Origin of the sequence: Streptomyces sp. NPDC091376 (assembly GCF_044757085.1) — a bacterium.
GTDB classification, from domain to species: domain Bacteria; phylum Actinomycetota; class Actinomycetes; order Streptomycetales; family Streptomycetaceae; genus Streptomyces; species Streptomyces pratisoli.
Genome location: NZ_JBIVUF010000019.1, coordinates 105,885 through 126,003 on the forward strand (window position 1 = coordinate 105,885; position 20,119 = coordinate 126,003).

Consider the following 20,119-nt stretch of genomic DNA (forward strand, 5'->3'; position numbering starts at 1 on the left):
CCCGGAGGGTCGGTCGTCCTTCAGCCTCCGAACCTGTCGTCGAGGTCGTTGTGCACATCGACCCCGGCCAGTCGGGAGAATTCCTCGTAGGTGTGCCGGGCCGGGCCGCCGGCTGGGGTTCCGGCGGCCTTCAGATGGGTCAGCGCCCCGGTGATCGCGCGGGTCGCGGTGAAAAGCGCTGTCACGGCATAGAGGGCCAGGCCGAACCCCAGGTCTTGAAGGTCGGTGGCGGTCAGCCTGGTCGTCTCGTTGCCGTCCACCACGGACACCACCTTGGGGCCGTCGATCGCGCGAGCCACCGCCTCGACCTCTTCGACCTTCTTGACTCCGTCGACGAAGACCATGTCGACGCCGGCGTCCTGGTACAGCCGAGCCCTGCGAATCGCCTCGGCCATCCCTGCCGCGGGCAGGGCATCCGTCCGCCCGATGATCAATAGGTCGGCTGTGCCCCGTGCCTGCATGGCACACCGCAGGCGCTTGACACTGCTGTCGGCGTCCATCAGCCGCACCCCGCTCATCTGACCGCACCGCTTCGGTGAGACCTGGTCCTCCAGATGGATCGCCGCCACACCCGCCTGCAGGTACTCGCGAACCGTGCGGTCGATGTTGCTCGGCCCCCCATACCCCGTATCCGCGTCCGCGACGACGGGGATCGACACCGCGCGCGTCATATTCCGCGCGTGCTCGGTCATCTCCGTCTGACTGAGCAGGCCGATGTCCGGCATGCCCAGCCGACTGGCCGTGGCCCCAAACCCCGTCATATACACGGCGGGAAAGCCCACCGACTCCACGATTCGAGCGGTGATCGAATCAGCTGCTCCCGGCGCCAGCACAATGCCGGGACCCTCCAGAAGCCGTCTGAGCGAGCTGTCACCCGCCATGGCGGAACACCTCACCCACCAAGCAATGAAATCGAACTGTCCAAACCCATACCCGACTGCATGCCGCAAAGTATGTCAAACCAACACACAGGTATCGCCCTGTCCGGCCCATGTCGGCAGGGTCAATGTTCGCCACAGGACCAGCGACCACACGTAGCGGCCCACGCGAGTGTGAAGCCCGATCCGTCGACCTTCCGGGATGAGGAGTGCGAGGGAGCGTCCACAGAGGGGCGGAAGCGGCTCCGCCAGGAAGCGAGCGCCTCGTCCCTCGGTACGGAGCTCCTTCGACACACCCATCGCGTCGGATGTCAGATCAGCGATATCACAAGAGGTCTTCCGCGCCTGTCCCCCTCCAGGGCAGTCAGCCGACCAAGGCACGGTCGAGCGCCGACTGGACCGGCATGGCGACTACGGTGACCAGCATGAGCGATCTTGAGCGGAACAAGGCGACGGCCACCGCGTTCTACGAGCTGATGTTCAACGAGTGCCGGCCGGCCGAGGCCATCGACAAGTACGTCGGCGACACCTACATCCAACACAATCCGCACGTCGGCGACGGCAAGGAGGCATTCATCGACTACTTCGAGCGCATGGCCTCCGAGTACCCGGGAAAGCGGGTGGAGTTCCAACGCGTCTTCGCCGAGGGTGACTACGTCATCCTGCACTGCCACCAGACCTGGCCCGCTGAGGAGTACGCGGGTATGGACATCTTCCGCTTCGACACGGACGGACGGATCGTCGAACACTGGGACGTCCTCCAGGTCATACCTCCCACCTCGAAGAACGACAACACCATGTTCTGAGCACCCTCGCCCCTCCCAGCGGGGCTCGGCCCGGGAAGACAGCCGCAGATGGCCAACCGGCCCGCGGGTTCGCGCTGGGAGGAGCGACGGCATGCCCTTGTGAACCACGCGCGCAGGCCGCTCATCGAGCGCGGCGCAGGTTGGCGTGCCGCGAGTGAAGCGGCGCGGTATCCGCCCGGTATCGGCACCGCCAGAACGGCTGACTGCAACATCTGAACGAGCGCGGCGCGTACATCTGCTTGCCCGGCCCGCCGTCACCCGCGAGGCAGACGTCAGGCCGTCGTACCTCCGCAACAACCATGAGCTGCGATCGGGCTGAAGCAAGCACGTGGTGAAGCCTGGCTCTCCTCCGCGAACGTCAGTGTCGAGTGGACCGGTGCCTGCCCGCCTACCCGGTACACAGCCGAACTCCCGGTGCACTTGTTCAAGCCGGGGGCTCCGGGGCCGTGTTCGCGAGGCGGACCAACGCTGCGGCCGCAGGAGTCCTCAGCCCGCTGCGTTCGTCCGCTCCGGAACTGGCAGGGTGTCACCAATGCAGTCCTTTCGGTATCGGTCAGGACTTGGCGGAGCAACACGGCGACGCACGGCCTCGGAGACGACTGTCCAACTCGACGACGATCGGGACCCGAACCCGCGTCTGCACCCGTGACGTCGACGGTAGGACCTGTTTTCGACATGGACTCTCTATCCCGAATCATCACTTCACGGGTCCCGCCGCTTCCCTTTTAGGCAACCGAAAGTACATAGAGATCTCTGACGGGCTCTCAACACGCTTTTCTTATATGATCTTTACATGGGCGCCCCTAAGGTTTCGAGTCATGGAGATAACTGATCCTCAGAACATGCAGCTGGTCCTGGAGAATCTTCAATGGACCACGGTGGTGACCGGCCATCACATGCAGCAGGCATGGGTACTCGAGGTAGTTGGCGACCCGCTGGAAAATACGACCGAGGGCGACTACTTTCTTTACAATCCCCAAACCGGTAACACCGATTATCACTTCAACAGCGGCATTGGTACCTTTCCGCAGAAGGAAGAATACGTGGGGTTCGCGAAGTTCTACCCGCATGAGTTCCCGCTGGAGGTGCGACACGGGAATATTGACGACCCCTCCAACGCCCGAGTGGTGGCGCGAGTCGGAAGTTACTGAGGCACCCCACCGCTAACCGGTCCGGTCGCCCGTCAGCAAAGCTCGTAGCGCTCCTGGCGAAGCCGCCCCCCGGGCTCTGCGCTCGCTCGGGAGGCCGGCCCGGCGCCTGGAGCTTCCGTGTCCGGTCTTCCACTCATACCGGACACGCGGTTCCCCCGCGTGTCCGGTTTCCAACATCGTTCCACCTGTCAGCTTCTGCGCCCTGTGACGGTGAAGGCGGATCGTGAACCGAGGGAAGCATCTGGGAGGCTACTTCCCAGCCAGCCATCCTCGCGGCAGGCGAAGTAGCCGCCTGAGCACGTCGACTCTGCCTGTGCGGCGCAGGGAACGGGTGTTGGAGGGGGCCGCGAGGGATCCACCTTAGCCGCATCGCGCCGACCGCCACCTGAGGCCGCGTTGCATAACAACTCGGCCGGGATTCCGGCTTTCTGACATCCCCTCCCGACCTTTTCTCGGATCGAGTTGGACCAACCATTCGCAAGAATCGCTTTCCTTCATTTCTGCGACTGCATCGAGATACGAACAGAGCGTCTCGTGGAGCCGTGCCGTCCGCCACAGCGAGAAGGCCTCGCGTTCATGCGGGCGTGAAGTCGCCACGCTGGTAGGTCATTGGTCAGGCGCTGTGCAGATCCTCGTGACCATCCTGAACCCAGCTCGGGAGGTGATCGGCTACTACGTCGCCGGTACAGCGTGGGCCCCTCCCCTGCCTGGCGCAGGTGCCCTACGTGGGCACGCGGTTGTGCAAGGTCAGCGGATATGTGACACCGACCGGCCGAGCGTGACCACACCGCGCGAGACGCTCGTCGATCACCTCCGCGCCTTCGGTTCGAGGAACCTGATCGCCACCGTCTTTGACAGGTGGCTTGGGCGTTCACCGCTCGCTCGCCCCGTTCACGCTGAACTGCTGGGCAAGGCAGCATCGCCGGAAACCGATCTCGCGAGAGCTCCGGGAGACGAAGACGACCGGGCGACGGCAACGTCGAACGCTGCCTCTTTCAGCCTGCCACCTCTGACCACGATCGGGGACAAGATCCCCTGTCCGTTCCCTGCGACGTGTCTCTCCTCATCGAGATGAGACGGTCCGAGCTGCGGTCAGGCGCGAGTACATCCAGGTAGCGCGGCGATCCTGCCGGCACGGCACCGATTGCTTCGCCGAACGGGGGTGGTCGGTCAGCAGGACTCATCCAGAACAGCAATGGTTGGCGAATAGTTTTTCCAGCTTTTATCTGGTGTCCCTGTCACGACCGGTGACGGGAGTTCTGAAAGCTTGGTTTTCGCGAATTTTCCCGACGCTAGGGAAAGAAGGGGCATTTTGTCTTCAGGGGATCATCGACCGATAGGAGACATGTGGGTGAACGCGGTAGCACACGTGCGCAGTGTCGACTGGAACGTACGGCAGTGCCCGATCTGTCTGGAGGGGGAGAACACTTTTCTGGTTCTCGATTGCACGACAAAAGATGATTTCAAGCTGGTTTGCATGCGATGCGTTGTCCGTATGGTCGATGACGTGTGTCCATGGTGCAGGGCGCCTGTCACGTACTCGGCCAGCGGGGAGGATTGGTGATCTCGTGGAACGCCGCGGCGGGCGGCGATGTCCCGGCGCCACGGCACGCGGTTATCAAAGAGGGACCGTGGCCCGGACAGTCCACGAGCGAGCAGTCCGGGCCTCATCCCCCACTCCGCGCACGAGTCAGAGCAGAACGGTCTTAGCGCCCCCCTTGCCCAGCGACAGGAACTCTTCCATTTGCCACGAGGCTTGGCGCAGGAGCTGATTGGTCTCTTCGAGCGCGGCAGCGACACTACCCCCCGTAGGACTGGCAGACATCAACCTCCTCTGCATCTTACCGATTCGGACTATCTGATACAGGATGCATCCTCGGAGATTTGCAAGGTGATTCCATCTGATCCCGCACCCCTCCCTTGCGGAAGCCTCGATTTCCCATAGGAAACCGTGCACGCATTGGAGGGCCATCGCGACAGGCGCTTCCCCCATGACGGACGACCCTTTGATCTCGACCTCGCGAGCGAGGGCGTTCAGTGATTCGTAGGGCTCACAGCGCAGCGCGGGGAGTGAGCGAGTATCACCCTCGAAGGCAGACCGCCTGCGCCACTGAATCTCGTCGAGGGTGATTCCTCCCGCTCTTTCATTGGAGACGGGAACAATGGTCAAGAATTCCAACGGAATTGCCGTTGTCGAACCTGAGGACCAGTGGGATATTTGCCCTTGAGGGAACCTAGCTTCGAATCCGAAGGATTCGGGATTGAAGATTTGGCTGTTTGCCCAGTAAACTGCTCCGCGCATCTGCCAGGGCATGGTCCATAAGGTCGACCAGATGCAGTGCGGGGCTTCTGCCGGGCTTCCATGGACGTCGACAACAGTTCCCTCCAGGACTTTCCATGCTTCCCAGATGGAGTAGTAATCCCAGCGCCTGAATTGGGTCTCCTGAATGATCCACCCGGTCATGCATGAGTCATCGAGTTTCCAGCGAAACTCACGGGTATATCTCCCCTCAGTTTCCTTCTCCAAGATTTCCTCTATTGATATCGATACGGCGAATTGTTCCATTTTCTCTGGGTGCTCCGTTCTGAGGTCGGTCACAGTTCTGCAGGTGTCGCAGGCGGCGATGGCTTGTGGCTGACGAGCCACGAGGTCTTTGTGCGCCGGCTGATGCGACACCGAGCGGTGTTGGGGCGGGCGCTACGGACCGTCCCCATCACTGAGGAACGCGCGTCGCGGGCCGGAAAGGTACGCGGGGATCCACTGGCGGCTCCTGCGCTGTCTGGTCGTGGGAGAGCTCCGAGGCCGATCCGCATCTAACGGACCGGCGCAGTGTCCACGACCGGCTGTTTGCTGCCTGGGGCAAGCGTGTCGAGCGCTTCCGGGATGTCTCAGGCCGAGGGGACGGCCTTCACCGACCCGGCCGCGCCGTGCCATCGCGCGCTTTCGCTGCGCGTCCGTGTGCATACACGGATATGCAGCGGTGGGGCCCACCTCACAAGCTCTCTCACCCACGCGCTGATGCCGTCCGCGTTGTCCGTTTCTGCACCCCCAAGGCGACTGGTAGACCGAGCCAACCCAGCGCGGCAGCGCTGACCGAGGACAGAGGTCAGGTAAGCGGATCGTCTTTGCCCTCGCCCCGTGGTGCCACCGGACGCGCGGAGCCGTCGCCTCCGGACGCTCGAGCGCCGCAACCCCGGACAGTCCTTCAGGGGCGTGCTCAAGAACGCCAGGACACCGAGGTGTGCCGCAGCTCGACCGTGCCGTCGGAGTCGGGAGGCGAGGAGGCCGGCGCACACCGACAAGGGACTTGCGGACGAGCCGAGGGAGCGCTCGCGCGGGTGGGTAAATGCGATACAGGTCGCTTCCTCGGCGTACCCGCTCAGCCCTCACGCGGTGGCGTGCGAGACCGGGGCTGGACATTGACGGGCAGTGATGCTCACGCGTACTGCGCTTCGCACGGCGGACCTCCTGGCCTCAAGGACTCCACGGCACATCAGGGCTTCGGCTCATGCCCGTCAGTGATCATCGCAGGGATGAGGCGGCCGACCATCCACCGATCCGCCTGCCCGGCTGGGGGACCGCGAAGCCCTGGCATTGGGGCGCTGGCACGGTCTGCGCAGCAGAACGCGGCGCTGGAGCATCTCCGGTACCCGCCGTGGGGTCCTCGACAACGCGTCACACTCATCGCATGTCGTGGGCAGCTGTCCTCGCGTGTGTCGACAGGGCAGGCGACCTGACGTCTGGTCAGTGAGTTCCTCGCCCCTGGACGCCGCTATGCCGGTTTCCGTGGCCTAGCGGTGCCGGGCGCGAGGCAACAGCGCGCTCCACCGACGAAGCCTCATCTCATCGGGCGACGCCGTAGTCCCGGATGATTTCGTTCAGCGCCAACTTGTCGTGGATGCTCCCCTCGGGAAGGTGTCTGAGGACCAACAGGCATGGCATCCCGAACTCTCCGCCGGGGAATTTCTTCATCCTGGTCGAACTGACGCATACCGACCAGGCCGGAGCCTCACCACGTGGTAGTTCGTCACCGGTCTCTGCATCGAAAACGTGGGTTGACCTTGTGAGAATCACGCCAGCACCGAGTTTGGCTCCCCGGCGAACGCGGGCACCCTCGACGATCACCGATCGGGACCCGATGAACACGTCATCCTCGATGACCACGGGGAAGGCGCTCGGCGGCTCCACGATGCCGCCAATCCCCACCCCGCCGGCCACATGAACGTCACGGCCCACCTGTGCACCGGACCCGACCGTGGCCCAGGTGTCCACCAGCGACCGGGAGCCCACGTAACTGCCGATACTCACGAACGACGGAAGGAGCATCACTCCCGGGGCCAGGTAACTGCCCCATACGGCGATCGCGCCCGGAACTACACGCACTCCCTCCAAACGCTCCTTCAACGGGATCCAGCCGCGACGACGGAATCCGGCGGTGCCCTCGGTCATCTCCATCACCTGGAAGGAGAGCAGAATGGCCCGTCTCGCCCGCTCATCGACCACCACCTCGTCGGATTGCTCGTCCACCACCGCGACGCGAGCATCCCCGCTGTCCAGCAGGTCCACCGCCGCGACGACCACGGCGCGAGCGCCCCGGTCGGCCCGTGTGAGCGCTCCACGGTGCTCCCACAGGTCATCAATGTCGGGGGAAATGGGACTGTACGGCGTCATGCTGATCCGCCCTTGGCGTCTGGCGTCGACAGCGTGGAGCAGGCAGGCCGAACCAAGTCAGCGGCGCGCCCTCATGGCCCACGCAGCACATACCTAACTTATCGAACGCAAGCCGTATGTGTGACACGAGACGCCCGGCCATCGGTGACCGCGAGACCACCATGGGATCGAGTAATCACCGGGAGCGAGATCGGGGCATGCTGTGATCACTCCGGTTGGCCGTCTCATGAGGAAGCCCCGCCTTGCCCGCACGTTGGGGTTCTCGCCCGATTCTCCCAAGAGTTCGAGAGCGGGGCTGAAATCGGATCGGCGACCTGTGCAGGCTCCGAGGAAAGCTCTCTGGCCCCGCCCCCCAGCGAGACTAGAAGGCGTCACTGAGGAAGTCTCCTCGCAGCCGAAAATGCGCGAGTTCCTCACGGCCCCAGAGCGAAGCCGCATGAATTTGTGCGATCGCTTTCCTTTGCCTTCTTACGCAAGCGCCCGGATTGTCGCGCGCACACGACGGATCTCTTTATCGTTGATCGATACGCGATCCAGCCAGTCCGCGAATTCCAGCGCACCCTCACCCAGTTCGTTCGCGAAATGCCACGCCCAGGCGGAGGCCGCATCTACAGTCGTGACCTGATTTCCCTTACAGATGGTTCTCATCTGCTCCACGATTTCCTTGATCAGCGTCCCGTCAAAATTGGGTTGTGTGAAGAAGCCTTTCGCAAGATGCGCTTGGCCGGAACTGGGCACGAGCTGCACGGCCTCCCAGGTGAGAAGGGTGCGGCGGTGAACGCGGAATTGATGCGCGTAAGCGTGGAAGACTTCATTGAGGTCCAGGTTGTGGGCTTCGAGCATGATCCTCGCAGGAGAATCGTCTCCCGCTACATTTGACGCACTCTCCTCACAGAAGGTCTCCACATTAAAACTCTGATCCTCCCTCCAGTTCAGCACTGCGACACAATAGTGCAGAAAATGATTGAGCAGATGGCCATTGAGGGCTGTCACTCCTCCGCTATTTGCGGCCGTCAGGAGATTATGGGATTCCTCCGTGTAGAGGTCAGCCCACTCGCTCGCTGTGCAGAGATTTTCCGGCATCGTATCGGGTATCACGTTCGCCTCGCATGAGTGCTGTAAATTCCATCCCGAGGCTATATCCGCAACACCTGGTGATCGCTCCCCAAAGGGCGGAGATTCGGGCGGACAAAAGTTCACCAATCCGGCGGGCACGGTGGCCGATCGCGCTCCTCTCGCTGGGCGACGAGCGAGTTCACGAAATCGCGTCTGAGACCTCCCGAGAAACCGAGGCCACCCGAAAGGGACTTGCTGGACAGTGAGATGATCTTTTTGTGGCGTGATCACGGCGCCGTACCGTCCTCCACAGCCCCATTCACCGTGCTGAGCCCGCGTGCGTGCGGAGTGCGTCCGCACGGGGCTGGCCCAGAAGCCTTCCGCTGGACGACCGGGCCCGGCCACACGCGACGTGCCTGGCGCACGAGCCTGACCATGCGGCAGCTTGCCCCACTGTTCAGGGTGTCGCAGTCGGCAGCCGACCGGGACCCTCGACCGCCTCGGGCCGATGCCCGCTCCCCAAGCCCGTAAGCGGTACGCCAAGGACACCGTGCTCATCGACGACCCTGCGGTCCGCGTCCACACCACCGCCAAGGGGTCGAAGAAGCCGCACGTACTCCCCCCATCAAGAACCGCGAACATCAGCTCGGCTGTCGGAGGAAGCCGGACATGCTGCTGTGGGCGCACCGGCTGCTGAGCCGGGTCGTCAACCAGCCGGCCGCCAACGACCGAGCTTGTTGAACCGGTTCGATGCGGCCTTGTTTATGATCTCGACTGACCTACGTCAGGGCGGTCACGGGGACATCTACCGATCCCCGCTCCGGCGGGGCCGGGGCCGACAAGTTGACGAATGTCCACGCCGCGACCCCTCGCGTAACGATGGCCCCGGCGACATGGTCGGCAGGCCCAGCGAGGCCGCACCGACGCAGCCGAAGTGGCCCCGAATGCGCCGGTTGGCGCGCCCTGTGTGGCCACAGCGCGGGCAGCGCTGCGAGGTGCAGGCCGGGTCCACCTCGATGAAGGGCACACCGAGCTCCTCACCCACATCCGCCTCCACTCCATCGAGGCGGACCGCGGTCCTCTTGTCCTCGTACAACTGGTGGGCGGAGAAGGGCCGTTGTTCTCAGCCGATGAGACGATGGAAGATCGCTACTGGCAAGGGCACTGTGAGCGCACGGACAGCTGGCGGTCTATCTGCGGGGCATGCCGGTACTCCGTCCATGAGCCTGCCAGGTGACGGCACGGGAGTCTGGCGTGGCTCGTGGGAGGCGGGCGCCTGCCTTGGTCGGTGGTGTAGCGCCCGCCTCGTTCAAAAAGAGCAGGTGAACGGTCATGTGTGGGAACCACGCTAATGCCGATCGACCAGATTGCAGCCACCCGGCCCTTCTGTTCCGGGAAGCGTAAGAAGGACGGCGCGTGCAGGTGAGCACCGACCCTGTGCATCAGCTGCTGTGCCTCCGCTAGGCCAGAACGGCTGTCCTGTTGGGGCGTTGGGAGCGGCCTTCCCTGAGAGAGCAGGCTGCCAGCCGCCCACTCTCGAAGATTCACGCGCTCGTTGAGTGGACCATGGCCACCCTCGAATCCTGACGGCTCCTGCGCAGGCTACGACGCTCCACCACCCCGCAACACCAGCCTCATGCAAACCGCCCTCACCCCCTGCACCCCTAGCTTGCAGCCATGAGGGATGAAAAGGGTTTAGTGAGCCTCTTTCATCCTGTGCTGGAGGGTGAAGCAGGCTGGTCAGTGGGCATGGTGACGAGGCAGGGCCCCTCGTCGTTGGCATGGTGATTCCACTCAACACACCGGCGACCGAAGGGGCCCTGTTGGTTCCGTATACTGCCATGCTCGAAGTCCCGCACGAGCTCTTCGAGCATGTTGCCCGGCAGCTGTACGAGCACCGCCGGAACCGCAACACCCGATGGCGCAAGCTCGGTTGCTTCAAGCAGGCACTGCTCACGCTGGTCCATCTGCGCGCACACCGCTCTGGTTCTCCCGCGCCATACCGGGCCGCACCCACGACCTGACCGCCGCCCGCGCCCACGGCATCGTCCAACCCTGCCTCACCCGGCAGATCCTCGTCCTCGCGGACCATGCCTACCAGGGCGCCGGCGCCACCTTCCGCACCCCCTGCTACCACCACAGCGAACAGCCCGAGCACTGCCAGCAGTTCAACTGCGACCACGCCAGGCTGAGAGCGCCAGGGGAACGCGCCTTCGCGCAGCTGAAGTCCTGGCGACTGCTTCGGCGAGCCAGATGCTCCACCCGCCGGATCGGTACCGTCGTCCAAGCCGTCCACACCCTCCTGACCTATGACTATTCGGGATGAAAGAGGCTCAATGGAGAGTGGTGTGCTTGGTTTTCCTTCCACAGGACAGAAGAATCGCTGTTCCCAATCCGGTTGCTGCCATCACGTAAAATGGACCGCTGAATAGCAAGGCTGAATTGACCGGGAGCAGAATGAGGGGAGCGACTGCACCGCCGGTGTGCCCCAATCCGTCGGATACTGCCACGCACGTGGCCCGCACGACTGTGGGAAATTGCTCTGCCGTGTAGGCGTACAGAATGGAAACCAGGCAGCCTACCGTTACCGAGGCCACAAACCCGAATACGAGAATAACGCCAGGCGAACCTATATAGCCTATCAGCCCGAGGCTACAGGACCAAATTGCGGCAATGATGATCGATAGAGTACGCCGCTCGAATCGATCGGACAAAGCTACAGCGATTATAGCTCCGACAAGGAACCCTGGTCCCGTGATCGCCGAAAATTCCAGACTGGATTCGACACTGAATCCGCGTTCGACGAAAAGGGTGGGAGCGAGGGTCAGCCAGCTGTAGTTGCCTATGTAGTAGACGAACCACATGGTGGTGAAGAGCGCGAGTCGGCGGCGAAGGTGTCGTTTGGTGATCGACGCCATTGCAAAATGCTGCTCCGGCAACCATTCCGGGCGAGAGGTCGTTACGTTCGGAAGGGGGATTCCAGTCCTTCTGAGGGCTTCGCTTTCCGCGGCTGAAACCTCCGCTCTCGCCGCTTCCAATCGATGATGCGCGAGGAGCCATCGAGCGGATTCTGGGAGTTTTCTCCGGACATAGCACACGATGAGACCGCCAGTCGCACCTATCAAGAAGAGCAGACGCCATCCATAGGGCGATTCAGGGACGAGAAGGCGGGCCATGACAGGAACCACCGAAAAACCGGCGAACGCCAGTACAGTCGCGCGTGCCGAGTAACGGCCCCGGAGAGGGGCGGGTGATATCTCGGCAATGTATGTTGCGACACCCGCTATCTCGGCCCCAAGTCCAAGTCCGGCGATGAATCTTGATATGATAAGCCAGGTAAGATCCGGGCTGGCTGCCGAGAGAAGGGTTCCTGTCGAGAATGCGAGAGAAGATGCGAGCAGAGCTCTGCGTCTTCCGTACCGGTCGCCGTAGAGGCTGCCGGCAATGGCACCGAAAGCGTAACCGATCAGTCCGCTCGTAACCGCCCAGGAGACCGCGTTCGTCGACACCCCGAATTGCTCTTTGATGGTGGGTAGTGTGACACCGATCGCTACTGCGTCGTAGAAGGAAAAAAAGTACCGCCCCCTACGGCCCATAGCAGCCACCCGCGGTACGGCCATACCGGAATACGGTCGAGGCGCGCCAGAATTCCCGTCGGATCTGTATGGGCTGTCATGATTTCCGTCCAGGAGGATCTACCTGGTGGGTATTCGGCCGTCTTTCAGTATTGACTGAGCAGTGGGGCCTCGCAAGTTCATGTTTTTGGCGTACGCCGGGGGTGGGTCCATCCGATGCATGGTCGAGGCCCGCTGCCCATGCCGGCCCGGCGACGCGGGCTCTCCGTGACCCGGCCATCCGGCATCGTGTGCCGGTCGGCGGATGCGGCTGTCATGCGGGGCTGTCTCGGCGCTTGGCCTGGACTCGGCGCGGCCCTGTCGGGCGGCTTCACCCCCCGAGGTGAGGGCCCTGCGGGCGAGGAGCCCTCGCCCCCGGGGTGAGGTCGTCACGACGTGTCACCGGTGTGTTCGGGCTGCTATTTGCCGATGGTGAGGGTCAGGCTGGTGGGTGCGTCGAAGTTGGGAAGGATCGTTACCGAGCTCTGGTCGTGGACGTCGTCGTACGCGAAGCCGTAGGCCAGGTGATCATGGTTGACCTTGTGGAAGTAGGCGGCGTAATCGTTGAAGGTTCCGCCCTTGGGGTAGTACGTGGCGGGTTCGGACCAGTTGTAGGTCTTGCCGCCGTCGATGGTGCGAAGAGCTACTCCACGGTTGAAGGCGGCGCAGATGTGGGCCCCGAGATCCTTCGCGTCCTGGGTCATTGCCGAGTTCGCGAGTGCGCCGTCGCATGCCACGATGTCGGCGGTGGAGGGCTTGTTCAGGACAGACGGGGCACCGTTGTTCTTGGAGAAGTGGAGCTTACCGTCGCTTTGGACCTTTCCCTTGAACTCGATGCCCGCGGCGGGCTTGATGTGGAATCCCTTCTTCCACTGGTTCCAGGCTTCGTCGACTACCTTGTTGAAGTACGTGCTGTACTTGCCGCCGGCCCGGAAGTCCGCCGAGGAGCGAGGTGCGGTGATGCGGTCGTTCGCAGCGAGCCCCTTGAAAGCGGCGCCGACCTGCTTTTGGTATCCGTTGATCACCTGAGCGGCAGGCTGCGTGATGCCCACTGTCCGGTTGTATTTCCGCTGGTCCTGCTTGAGTTCCGCGGTCAGCGGGATGGAGAACCCGTCGACCTGGGTGGTGTTTCCTCCGAAGGCGACCTTGCCGTGCTCGTAGGTGAACTCATAGAAGTCGAATCGAGTCCCCTTGTTCGGGTCGCTCGGATTGTTGAGGTCCGGCTGCTGGTAGCCGCTATCGCCGTTAGGTACGCCCATGTACATGGGGTTGCCGAACGAGACATAGACACGCGCGCCTTGAAGATGCGCGGGCACGGTCAGTCGCTGCTCGGTGGTCTCGGACAGAGGGAAGGACAGCTTGGGGAAGGTCCGGTCCCCCTTGCGGTACACGCCGTCCGCCTTGTCCACGGGGGTGAGCTTCCCGTCCGGCCTGAGGTAGGAGTAGTGGCCGGGGCTGGCCTGTCCGACGACGGTGACATAGACCTCGGAGTCCGGCCTGCCGGAGTGGTTGACCAGGTTCAGCGGGAAGGTGGCGCCGGCGGGCGGGTCAGTGGGGGTGCCGGGGTCGGTGGGGGTGCCGTCCTTCGGTTTGCCGGCCCGGTCGAACTCGCCGGTGTCTTTGACGAGGCGGTTGTCGCCGAACGTGTAGTGGTAGACGAAGTCGGAGCCTGCCGGAGGCCCTTCCAGGACCCAGCTGCCATCGGGCTGGCGCTGCATGCGCAGACTCTGCCGACCTTCCGGCGCGCCCTTGACCGTGTAGTGCACGTCGACGAGGGTGACCCCGTCCCGGTCTGAGGGGATGAAGGTGAACCGGGCCTTGCCGCTTGGCGCCGTGTCGAGTTTTTGCGTGAACGCCGGGGCCGGGACTTCGGCGGCGTACGCGTTGGCTGCCGACATGGCCGGAGCCATGGGCAGGGAGATCAGCGCGGTGGCCAGTGCCGTGGTGCGGAGCCGTGTGCGGCGGGGAGCGGTTCTGAAGGTCATGGAATCCCTGGCTTCCGGTGAGAGGACGGGCCTTTCAGCCTGTCGCCGGCCGGTCTGACGACGCCATCCTGAACGGGCACCTGAAGGGGACGGATCTCTAGCAGGGCTTCCTTCGCGGTCCTTGCCGCAGTGCCAAGGCGCGCTGCCGGGCGCGGCCGGCCTACGCGCGATGTCCGCCCCGCTGTCGGTTCGGGCGATGGGCGCGCGCCGCTGCCGGCCTTGGCCGCCGGCGGTCACCTTTTCTGCCTGGCTTACGCCCTGCTCAGCATGTCCGGCTGGCAAGCGAGCGGTTCAGACGGTCCCGGCACCGCGGAGCAGTCCTTCGATCCCCCTCCCCTTGTTGACTCAGAGCACCCGCAAAAATTCTTTCGGTTACCAATCCGGTTGTCCGTGTCCCCAATCGGGAGGATCATCGGAAAAATGACGCGGGAGCCCATGAAGATTGGATCGGCGGAGTAATGAGTATCTCTGGCGTCGACAGGCGGACCATCATCGTCGCCATCGCAACGGCCAACGTGTTGCTATTTTCCGGCCTCACCAGCATCACTGTGGCTTTGCCCGCCATTGGGCGGAGTCTCGCGATAGGCAACTCAGAACTGCATTGGGTTGTTACCGCCGCTCTTCTGCCCATGGCCGCGCTGTCCATTATCAGCGGCAGACTCGGCGACGTTATCGGCGGTCGACGGGTTCTCATATTCGGCATGCTGCTGTTCGGTGTCGCTTCAGCGGTGTGCGGACTGGCTCCGGATGGAGTCGTGCTGATCGCGGGACGGGCGTTCCAAGGGATCGGCTGCGCGTTGGCCGTGCCCTTGACACTGAGCAACCTCGCGCAGGCGTTCCCCAAGACAGCCCTGGGCTGGGCGGTCGGTTTGGTGACCACGGCCACGACGATCGGCACAACCGTGTTCCCCTTGTTGACCGCTTTGATGGTCGATCACTTCGGCTGGCGTTTGGTGTTCTTCATCAATGTGCCGCTTGCACTCTTGGTGACGGTCGCAGTGAGGCGTGTGGTGCCGGACGCGCCTCGCGAGAACAAACGACTTGATATCTGGGGGTGCGCCCTGCTCGGCTCCGCTCTCTTTCTTCTCGCTTTCGCATTTGAGCGCTGGTCCGACTGGGGTATCGCGAGCTACTCGACAGCGCTGCCCATTGGTGTGGCGATTGCCGCGCTCTGCCTTTTCGTGTACGTGGAGAACCGGCATCCTGATCCGCTTCTGGATCTCAGGGCCTTGAAGAACAGACGAGTCATGGCCGCGCTCGCCGCCCTCGCGCTGGTGCAGTGCTGCTCCCTATCCGTTTCGGTCAATGCTCAACTATTCCTGCAGCATGTCGTGGGCAACGAAGCCTTCATCGCCGCCTTGATTCTGCTCGCGGCGAGTGCCGGGCCCATTGTTGGCGCTCCCTACAGTGGTCGGATCGTCGACCGCGGCAGGGGTCACTGGGCAGTGACTGGTGGGATGGTCGCCGGCGCGCTCGGGCTTCTCTCCCTGTTCCTTGCAGTGTCGCGAAATGAGGATCTCTGGATGATCCCGGGGCTCCTCGTCTTCGGATTCGCGCCGGGGTTCGTCTACACCACGTCCAGTGTGATGACTCTCTCCGCGATCAGCGGCGAAGAACGCGGGGTTGCCGCTGGACTCACGGTGGAAGCGCGTCAGGTCGGAGCCACGATTGGCTTCTCATTGACGTACGCGCTGTTCACGGCCACGCAGAACAGCGAGCGAAACGCGCGCCTGGGTAGTCAGGGTGTGACTGCTCCCCAGGATAAAATGGACGCGGTTCTGACGGACAGTAGCGAGGGGCAGGACTTCCTGAACTCGCTTCCGGCGGACGTCGAAGGGTTGGTCGCGGACAGCGTCAACCGCGCCTTCGTTGTCGGCTTTGGAACAACCCTGCTGGTCATGGCCGGCCTGCTCCTGCTCGGTGCGCTGGTCTCGGTCGTCGCCCTCCGGCCCGGACGCACGGCCGTGCTGACCGGGTAGTCACGCCGGGTGGCACTGCGGGTCCGTGACGCGGTCCGTGTGGACGCGCTGGCCGCGGTGTGGCTTCGTGTCCACGTCTTTGGGCGAGGCCAAGACGGCACCGTGCCGTGCGGCAGCGTCCCAACTTCCTGTGGTGGAACCGTTCTCCTGGCTTGACCATCGGCAGCACTCATCCACTAACGACGCGACGCGCATGCACGCCAATCCCCCTACCATTCGGCGACTGGCCCCGTGAGGCCTTCAGGATGAGGCGTTCACCACCCTGCCTCGGCAGGCGCCCCAGCGGGTCAAGTCGTGGACACCGCGGCCCGTTCCTGGACCGACGCGGGTGTACCTGGACTGCTGCCGGGCCAGGACCGGGCCGCGCCCCGGTTCGCCGCCCGGGCGGCGACCACGCCCTCCGGGCGTCCGCTTGACCCGTACCTTCGCGTCAAGGTGTGCGGTCCTGACCACCCTGGGCGGCTTTCACCTTGACCGCGTACTCGTCGACGTACTGCTGTCCGGACAGGGCGAGGATCTCGTACATGATCTCGTCCGTCACGGCACGCAGTACCGCCTTCTCGTGCTCCATCCCTTCGTAGCGGGAGAAGTCCAGAGGCTCGCCGAAGCGGATCGTCACCCATTTGATCTTCGGCAGGACCTGCCCCCGGCGGCTGGATCTCGAAGGTCCCGACCATCGCGCAGGGCACGACGGGCACCCGCGCGGTCAGCGCCATGACCGCGACGCCGACCTTGCCCTTGTACAGCCGGCCGTCGTGCGACCGCGTGCCCTCCGGGTAGATGCCGAGCAACTCGCCCTTGCTCAGCATGCCGAGGCCCTCGCGGATCGCCGCCTGGCCCGCTTCCTTGCCGGAGCGGTCCACCGGGATCTGTCCGGCGCTGCGGAAGAAGGCGGCCGTCAGCCGGCCTTTGAGACCCGGCCCGGTGAAGTACTCGGCCTTGGCGAGGAACGTGATGCGCTGCTTCAGGATGGCCGGCATCAGGAAGTGGTCGGAGAACGACAGATGATTGCCGGCGACGATCGCCGCGCCGTCCGCCGGGACGTGCTCGAGGCCCTCGATCCTGGGCCGGAACAGCAGCCGCAGCAGCGGTCCCAGGACGACGTACTTCAACACGTGGTAGAACACCGATTCCGCTCCCAACCGCCCCACCGGTTTACCACTCCGCGCAATGCCAGTTCGACGATTCCGCAGGCAAGATCACGCACGCGGGCCAATGACAACCGGTCCCCGGAAGCACCGGCCACCCCGAAGTCGTGACCTGTCCGGGGTGGCCAGTTGGAGCGCCAACAGGATCCGGGGAAGGTTGCCAGCAGCTCACGGTCTTCACGCTGCCAGTGCCCTCCCCAAATCTCATCCCCCAATCAGCCTGCCAGATGAGGGAGGCCGAAGGCCTCCGCGCCGGTGCGGGCGCCCAGGCCGCGACACCGCAGCGGGCGACACCCCGGTGCGGTCCGGCGGCATCAGCGCCACCGCTCTCGCTATGGCAAGCAGGTTGACGTACACCTGCCGCCTCATCTGGGGCGGGCTTGTCAGGCGCCGGGCCATCCCTGGCGTCTGCTCGGCGCCCGGCTTCTGGGGACGGGCTCTACGAGGTCGACGCCTCAGCCACCGGGAGGCCGACCGCGTCGGACCTTCCGATCCGCGATGCGCTCACGCTGCTCGCACCGGTCGCGGAGGCGTCCTTCGCGGTCGAGAGGACACGATCGGGTGCGTCCCGGCATGCCGGACGGTGACGGACCCCACGCCGCTCATGGGCATCTGATCCGGCTGCGTGGCCATCGCTGAGAAGGGTCTGGGAGGAGCGCTTCCGGCTGACCTGTGGGGCGCGTGGCTACACGTCTGCCCTGTTCAACGGTATGCGAGCGGGCCCGCGATGGCGCACGGGTGGGTCGTGCGGCCCGATCGGTGGTTGGCGGGCATCGCCGTGGGACCGGGCCCTGGGAGGTGCCCCCTGGCCGACCGAGGAGGCCGGTATTCCGGGCGGCCAGCCTCGGGAGCACAGGCGATTGTCTCGGCGGTCCCCTCTCGGAAGGGTGCGGCGGACGCCCGCCAGGGCGTCTTCGATGCCATCGCCGGCGGCCTCGACACCCGGCTCCCGTGCGATCGACCTGCGTACCTGGCCATCGAGCCTGACGAGGGGGCGTGCTTCGACCGCGTCCGACGCCGATCAGCACGGATGGCATGGGCGTCTGGCCGCTGCGCCCTCAGACTTCGGACCTCGGTGAAGCCTCTCCTTAGCGCGCCGAATGGGGCGGGTCATGGCATAGTTGATGGGACCGTTTAGGGGTTTCCTCATGCGGAAGCGCACCATCCTCACGGCATGCTGTATCAGCGTCCTGCTGGTTGGTTTGGACGTCACCGCGGTGAATCTGGCCCTTCCCAGTATGGCGAAGGAATTGCATGTCGCGATAAACGGGATGCAATGGGTTGTCGCCTCCTACACCCTTGTGGGGGCCGCCCTCTTGTTGGCCGCTGGGACCATCGGTGACCGGTTGGGGTATCGACGGGCGCTCTGTGTCGGGGTCGGGGTGTTCATCGTCGCGTCGGCCCTGTGCGCCACCGCGTCCACCCATCAGCTACTGATCGTCTTCCGGGTGCTGCAGGCAGTCGGGGCCTCCCTGATCGTCCCCATGGGCATGTCGGTGATAGCGCATGTCTTTCCCGGAAGGGATGAACGACCGCATGCGATGGGCATGTTCACTGCCGCGTACGCGCTCGGGATGGCCCTAGGTCCGGTGGCGGGGGGCGCCCTGGTGGACAGCGTCGGCTGGCGCTCCATCTTTTTGATCAATGTTCCCATCGGGATCGTTGTTCTGGCTCTCACCGCGCGCTACACGCCCGAGTTCCGTTCCACCCGTTTCCGTCATCTGGACCTCGTGGGGCAGCTGCTGGTGATTGTCTTCCTCGGTCCGTTGGTCTACGCGATCATCGAGGCACCCCAGTTGGGATGGACCTCGGTACCGGTCCAGATTTGTGTCGGGGCGGCCATAGCCGCATTCGTCGCCTTCCTTGTCTATGAGCGTCGGTGCCGTGAGCCGCTGATCGACCTGCGCTACTTCCGGAGTGTCCCGTTCAGCTGCGCCGTGTCCATTGGCTTCGTCTGCTTCGCCGCGTTCTCCGGCGTACTGTTCCTCAGCACCCTCTATCTCCAGTACGCGCGGGGATTCTCGGCTCTGACCGCCGGGATATGGATGCTGCCTCTGGCGGTCATGGCCGGTGTGTGCGGGCCCTTGTCCGGCCGCCTCACGGGCCGCTACGGGACACGGCCGTCGTTCCTGCTTGCCGGGGCGGCGACCGCGACAGGTGGCTTGCTCTTCGCTCTCGCCGACGCCGAGAATCACGACGTTCTGCTTCTGGTCGGTTACGCCTTGTTCGGCGCGAATATCGGGCTGTCCAACACCCCCACGACGATGACCGTGGTGGCGGGGATGCCGCGCGACCGGGCAGGAGTCGCCTCCGCTCTACTGCTCACATTCCGCCGTGTGGGCTTCACCCTCGGAGTGGCGGTCATGGGAACTCTCCTGGCCGCGGGGGGATGGCACACCACGGAGCCCATACCCGTCTTCATCGACGCGGCCCGCGCAGGCTGGTGGACCGTGGCGTGCTGCGGACTCGGGGTGCTGCTGCTTGGCGTGCTGGCGACCGGTAAGTGGGCCCAGGCTTCCGCGGAGCACACTGCGGTCGTGCTGGAGGAGTCCTCCACCGCCCACGACAGGTCCACCGCCTAAGGGGGTGTTCGGTAGTGGTATCCCCCTATCCATCCGATCTGTTTTGAGGCCAGACGAACGCTTCTTCATGATCTCGTAGCGGGCGTCGCGGCGGGGTTGTATTGACTATGTCGTGGCTGAACGACGCGCGTATCCCTCGGACTTGAAGGATGACCAGTGGGAGTTGATCGAGCCGTTACTGCTGGAGTGGCGGGCAGCCCGCGCCGAGGGCCGGGAACCCACCACCGACCTGCGTGAGGTCGTCAACG

Annotated in this window: 11 protein-coding genes and 3 pseudogenes; 6 read left to right on the forward strand and 8 right to left on the reverse strand. The window is 64.1% G+C overall.

Annotated elements, in window-relative coordinates; all coding sequences use genetic code 11:
• Positions 1–20: 20 nt before the first annotated feature.
• A complete protein-coding gene (locus ACIQMR_RS31800) occupies positions 21–881 on the reverse strand; it encodes an oxaloacetate decarboxylase (protein WP_401394615.1) in 861 nt (286 codons plus the stop codon).
• Between the two features lie 422 nt (positions 882–1,303).
• On the opposite strand from ACIQMR_RS31800, the gene ACIQMR_RS31805 reads away from it, so the two are divergent.
• Positions 1,304–1,684, forward strand: a complete 381-nt coding sequence (locus ACIQMR_RS31805; RefSeq protein WP_401394618.1) for a nuclear transport factor 2 family protein — start codon at positions 1,304–1,306, stop codon at positions 1,682–1,684.
• 842 nt (positions 1,685–2,526) lie between these two features.
• On the forward strand, positions 2,527–2,835 hold the full coding sequence (locus ACIQMR_RS31810; protein WP_401394621.1) for a hypothetical protein: 309 nt from the start codon (positions 2,527–2,529) through the stop codon (positions 2,833–2,835).
• Positions 2,836–4,525: 1,690 nt separating this feature from the next.
• Here the strand turns inward: ACIQMR_RS31810 and ACIQMR_RS31815 are convergent.
• From ACIQMR_RS31815 to ACIQMR_RS31825, 3 genes are all read right to left on the reverse strand, one after another.
• Complete coding sequence (locus ACIQMR_RS31815; protein ID WP_401394624.1) at positions 4,526–5,482, reverse strand: hypothetical protein; 957 nt, start codon at positions 5,480–5,482, stop codon at positions 4,526–4,528.
• Positions 5,483–6,679: 1,197 nt separating this feature from the next.
• Entirely contained in the window at positions 6,680–7,507 is an 828-nt protein-coding gene (locus ACIQMR_RS31820; protein WP_401394627.1) for a 2,3,4,5-tetrahydropyridine-2,6-dicarboxylate N-succinyltransferase, read from the reverse strand.
• Between the two features lie 468 nt (positions 7,508–7,975).
• Positions 7,976–8,590 carry a hypothetical protein gene (locus tag ACIQMR_RS31825; RefSeq protein WP_401394629.1) on the reverse strand — a complete coding sequence of 205 codons (615 nt, stop codon included), beginning with the start codon at positions 8,588–8,590 and terminating at the stop codon, positions 7,976–7,978.
• Between the two features lie 256 nt (positions 8,591–8,846).
• Between ACIQMR_RS31825 and ACIQMR_RS31830 the strand changes: the two are divergent.
• Positions 8,847–9,167, forward strand: a pseudogene (locus ACIQMR_RS31830) (IS5/IS1182 family transposase); the annotation flags it as partial.
• 201 nt (positions 9,168–9,368) lie between these two features.
• Here ACIQMR_RS31830 and ACIQMR_RS31835 read toward each other — a convergent pair.
• Entirely contained in the window at positions 9,369–9,620 is a 252-nt protein-coding gene (locus ACIQMR_RS31835) for a zinc ribbon domain-containing protein (RefSeq protein ID WP_401394649.1), read from the reverse strand.
• 724 nt (positions 9,621–10,344) lie between these two features.
• Here ACIQMR_RS31835 and ACIQMR_RS31840 point away from each other — a divergent pair.
• Positions 10,345–10,889 (forward strand): annotated as a pseudogene (locus ACIQMR_RS31840) (transposase family protein).
• A gap of 7 nt (positions 10,890–10,896) precedes the next feature.
• On the opposite strand, the gene ACIQMR_RS31845 reads toward ACIQMR_RS31840, so the two are convergent.
• A complete protein-coding gene (locus ACIQMR_RS31845) occupies positions 10,897–12,159 on the reverse strand; it encodes an MFS transporter (protein ID WP_401394652.1) in 1,263 nt (420 codons plus the stop codon).
• A 437-nt stretch (positions 12,160–12,596) separates the two neighbouring features.
• The gene (locus tag ACIQMR_RS31850; RefSeq protein WP_401394632.1) at positions 12,597–14,162 is read right to left on the reverse strand and encodes a glycoside hydrolase family 64 protein; all 1,566 of its coding nucleotides are present in this window, start codon (positions 14,160–14,162) and stop codon (positions 12,597–12,599) included.
• Between the two features lie 458 nt (positions 14,163–14,620).
• Here ACIQMR_RS31850 and ACIQMR_RS31855 point away from each other — a divergent pair, with 458 nt between their 5' ends.
• The gene (locus ACIQMR_RS31855; RefSeq protein WP_401394635.1) at positions 14,621–16,141 is read left to right on the forward strand and encodes an MFS transporter; all 1,521 of its coding nucleotides are present in this window, start codon (positions 14,621–14,623) and stop codon (positions 16,139–16,141) included.
• 430 nt (positions 16,142–16,571) lie between these two features.
• Here the strand turns inward: ACIQMR_RS31855 and ACIQMR_RS31860 are convergent.
• A pseudogene (locus tag ACIQMR_RS31860) lies at positions 16,572–17,268 on the reverse strand (lysophospholipid acyltransferase family protein).
• 1,169 nt (positions 17,269–18,437) lie between these two features.
• On the opposite strand from ACIQMR_RS31860, the gene ACIQMR_RS31865 reads away from it, so the two are divergent.
• Positions 18,438–19,871 carry an MFS transporter gene (locus ACIQMR_RS31865; protein WP_401394637.1) on the forward strand — a complete coding sequence of 478 codons (1,434 nt, stop codon included), beginning with the start codon at positions 18,438–18,440 and terminating at the stop codon, positions 19,869–19,871.
• The last annotated feature ends 248 nt before the right edge of the window (positions 19,872–20,119 follow it).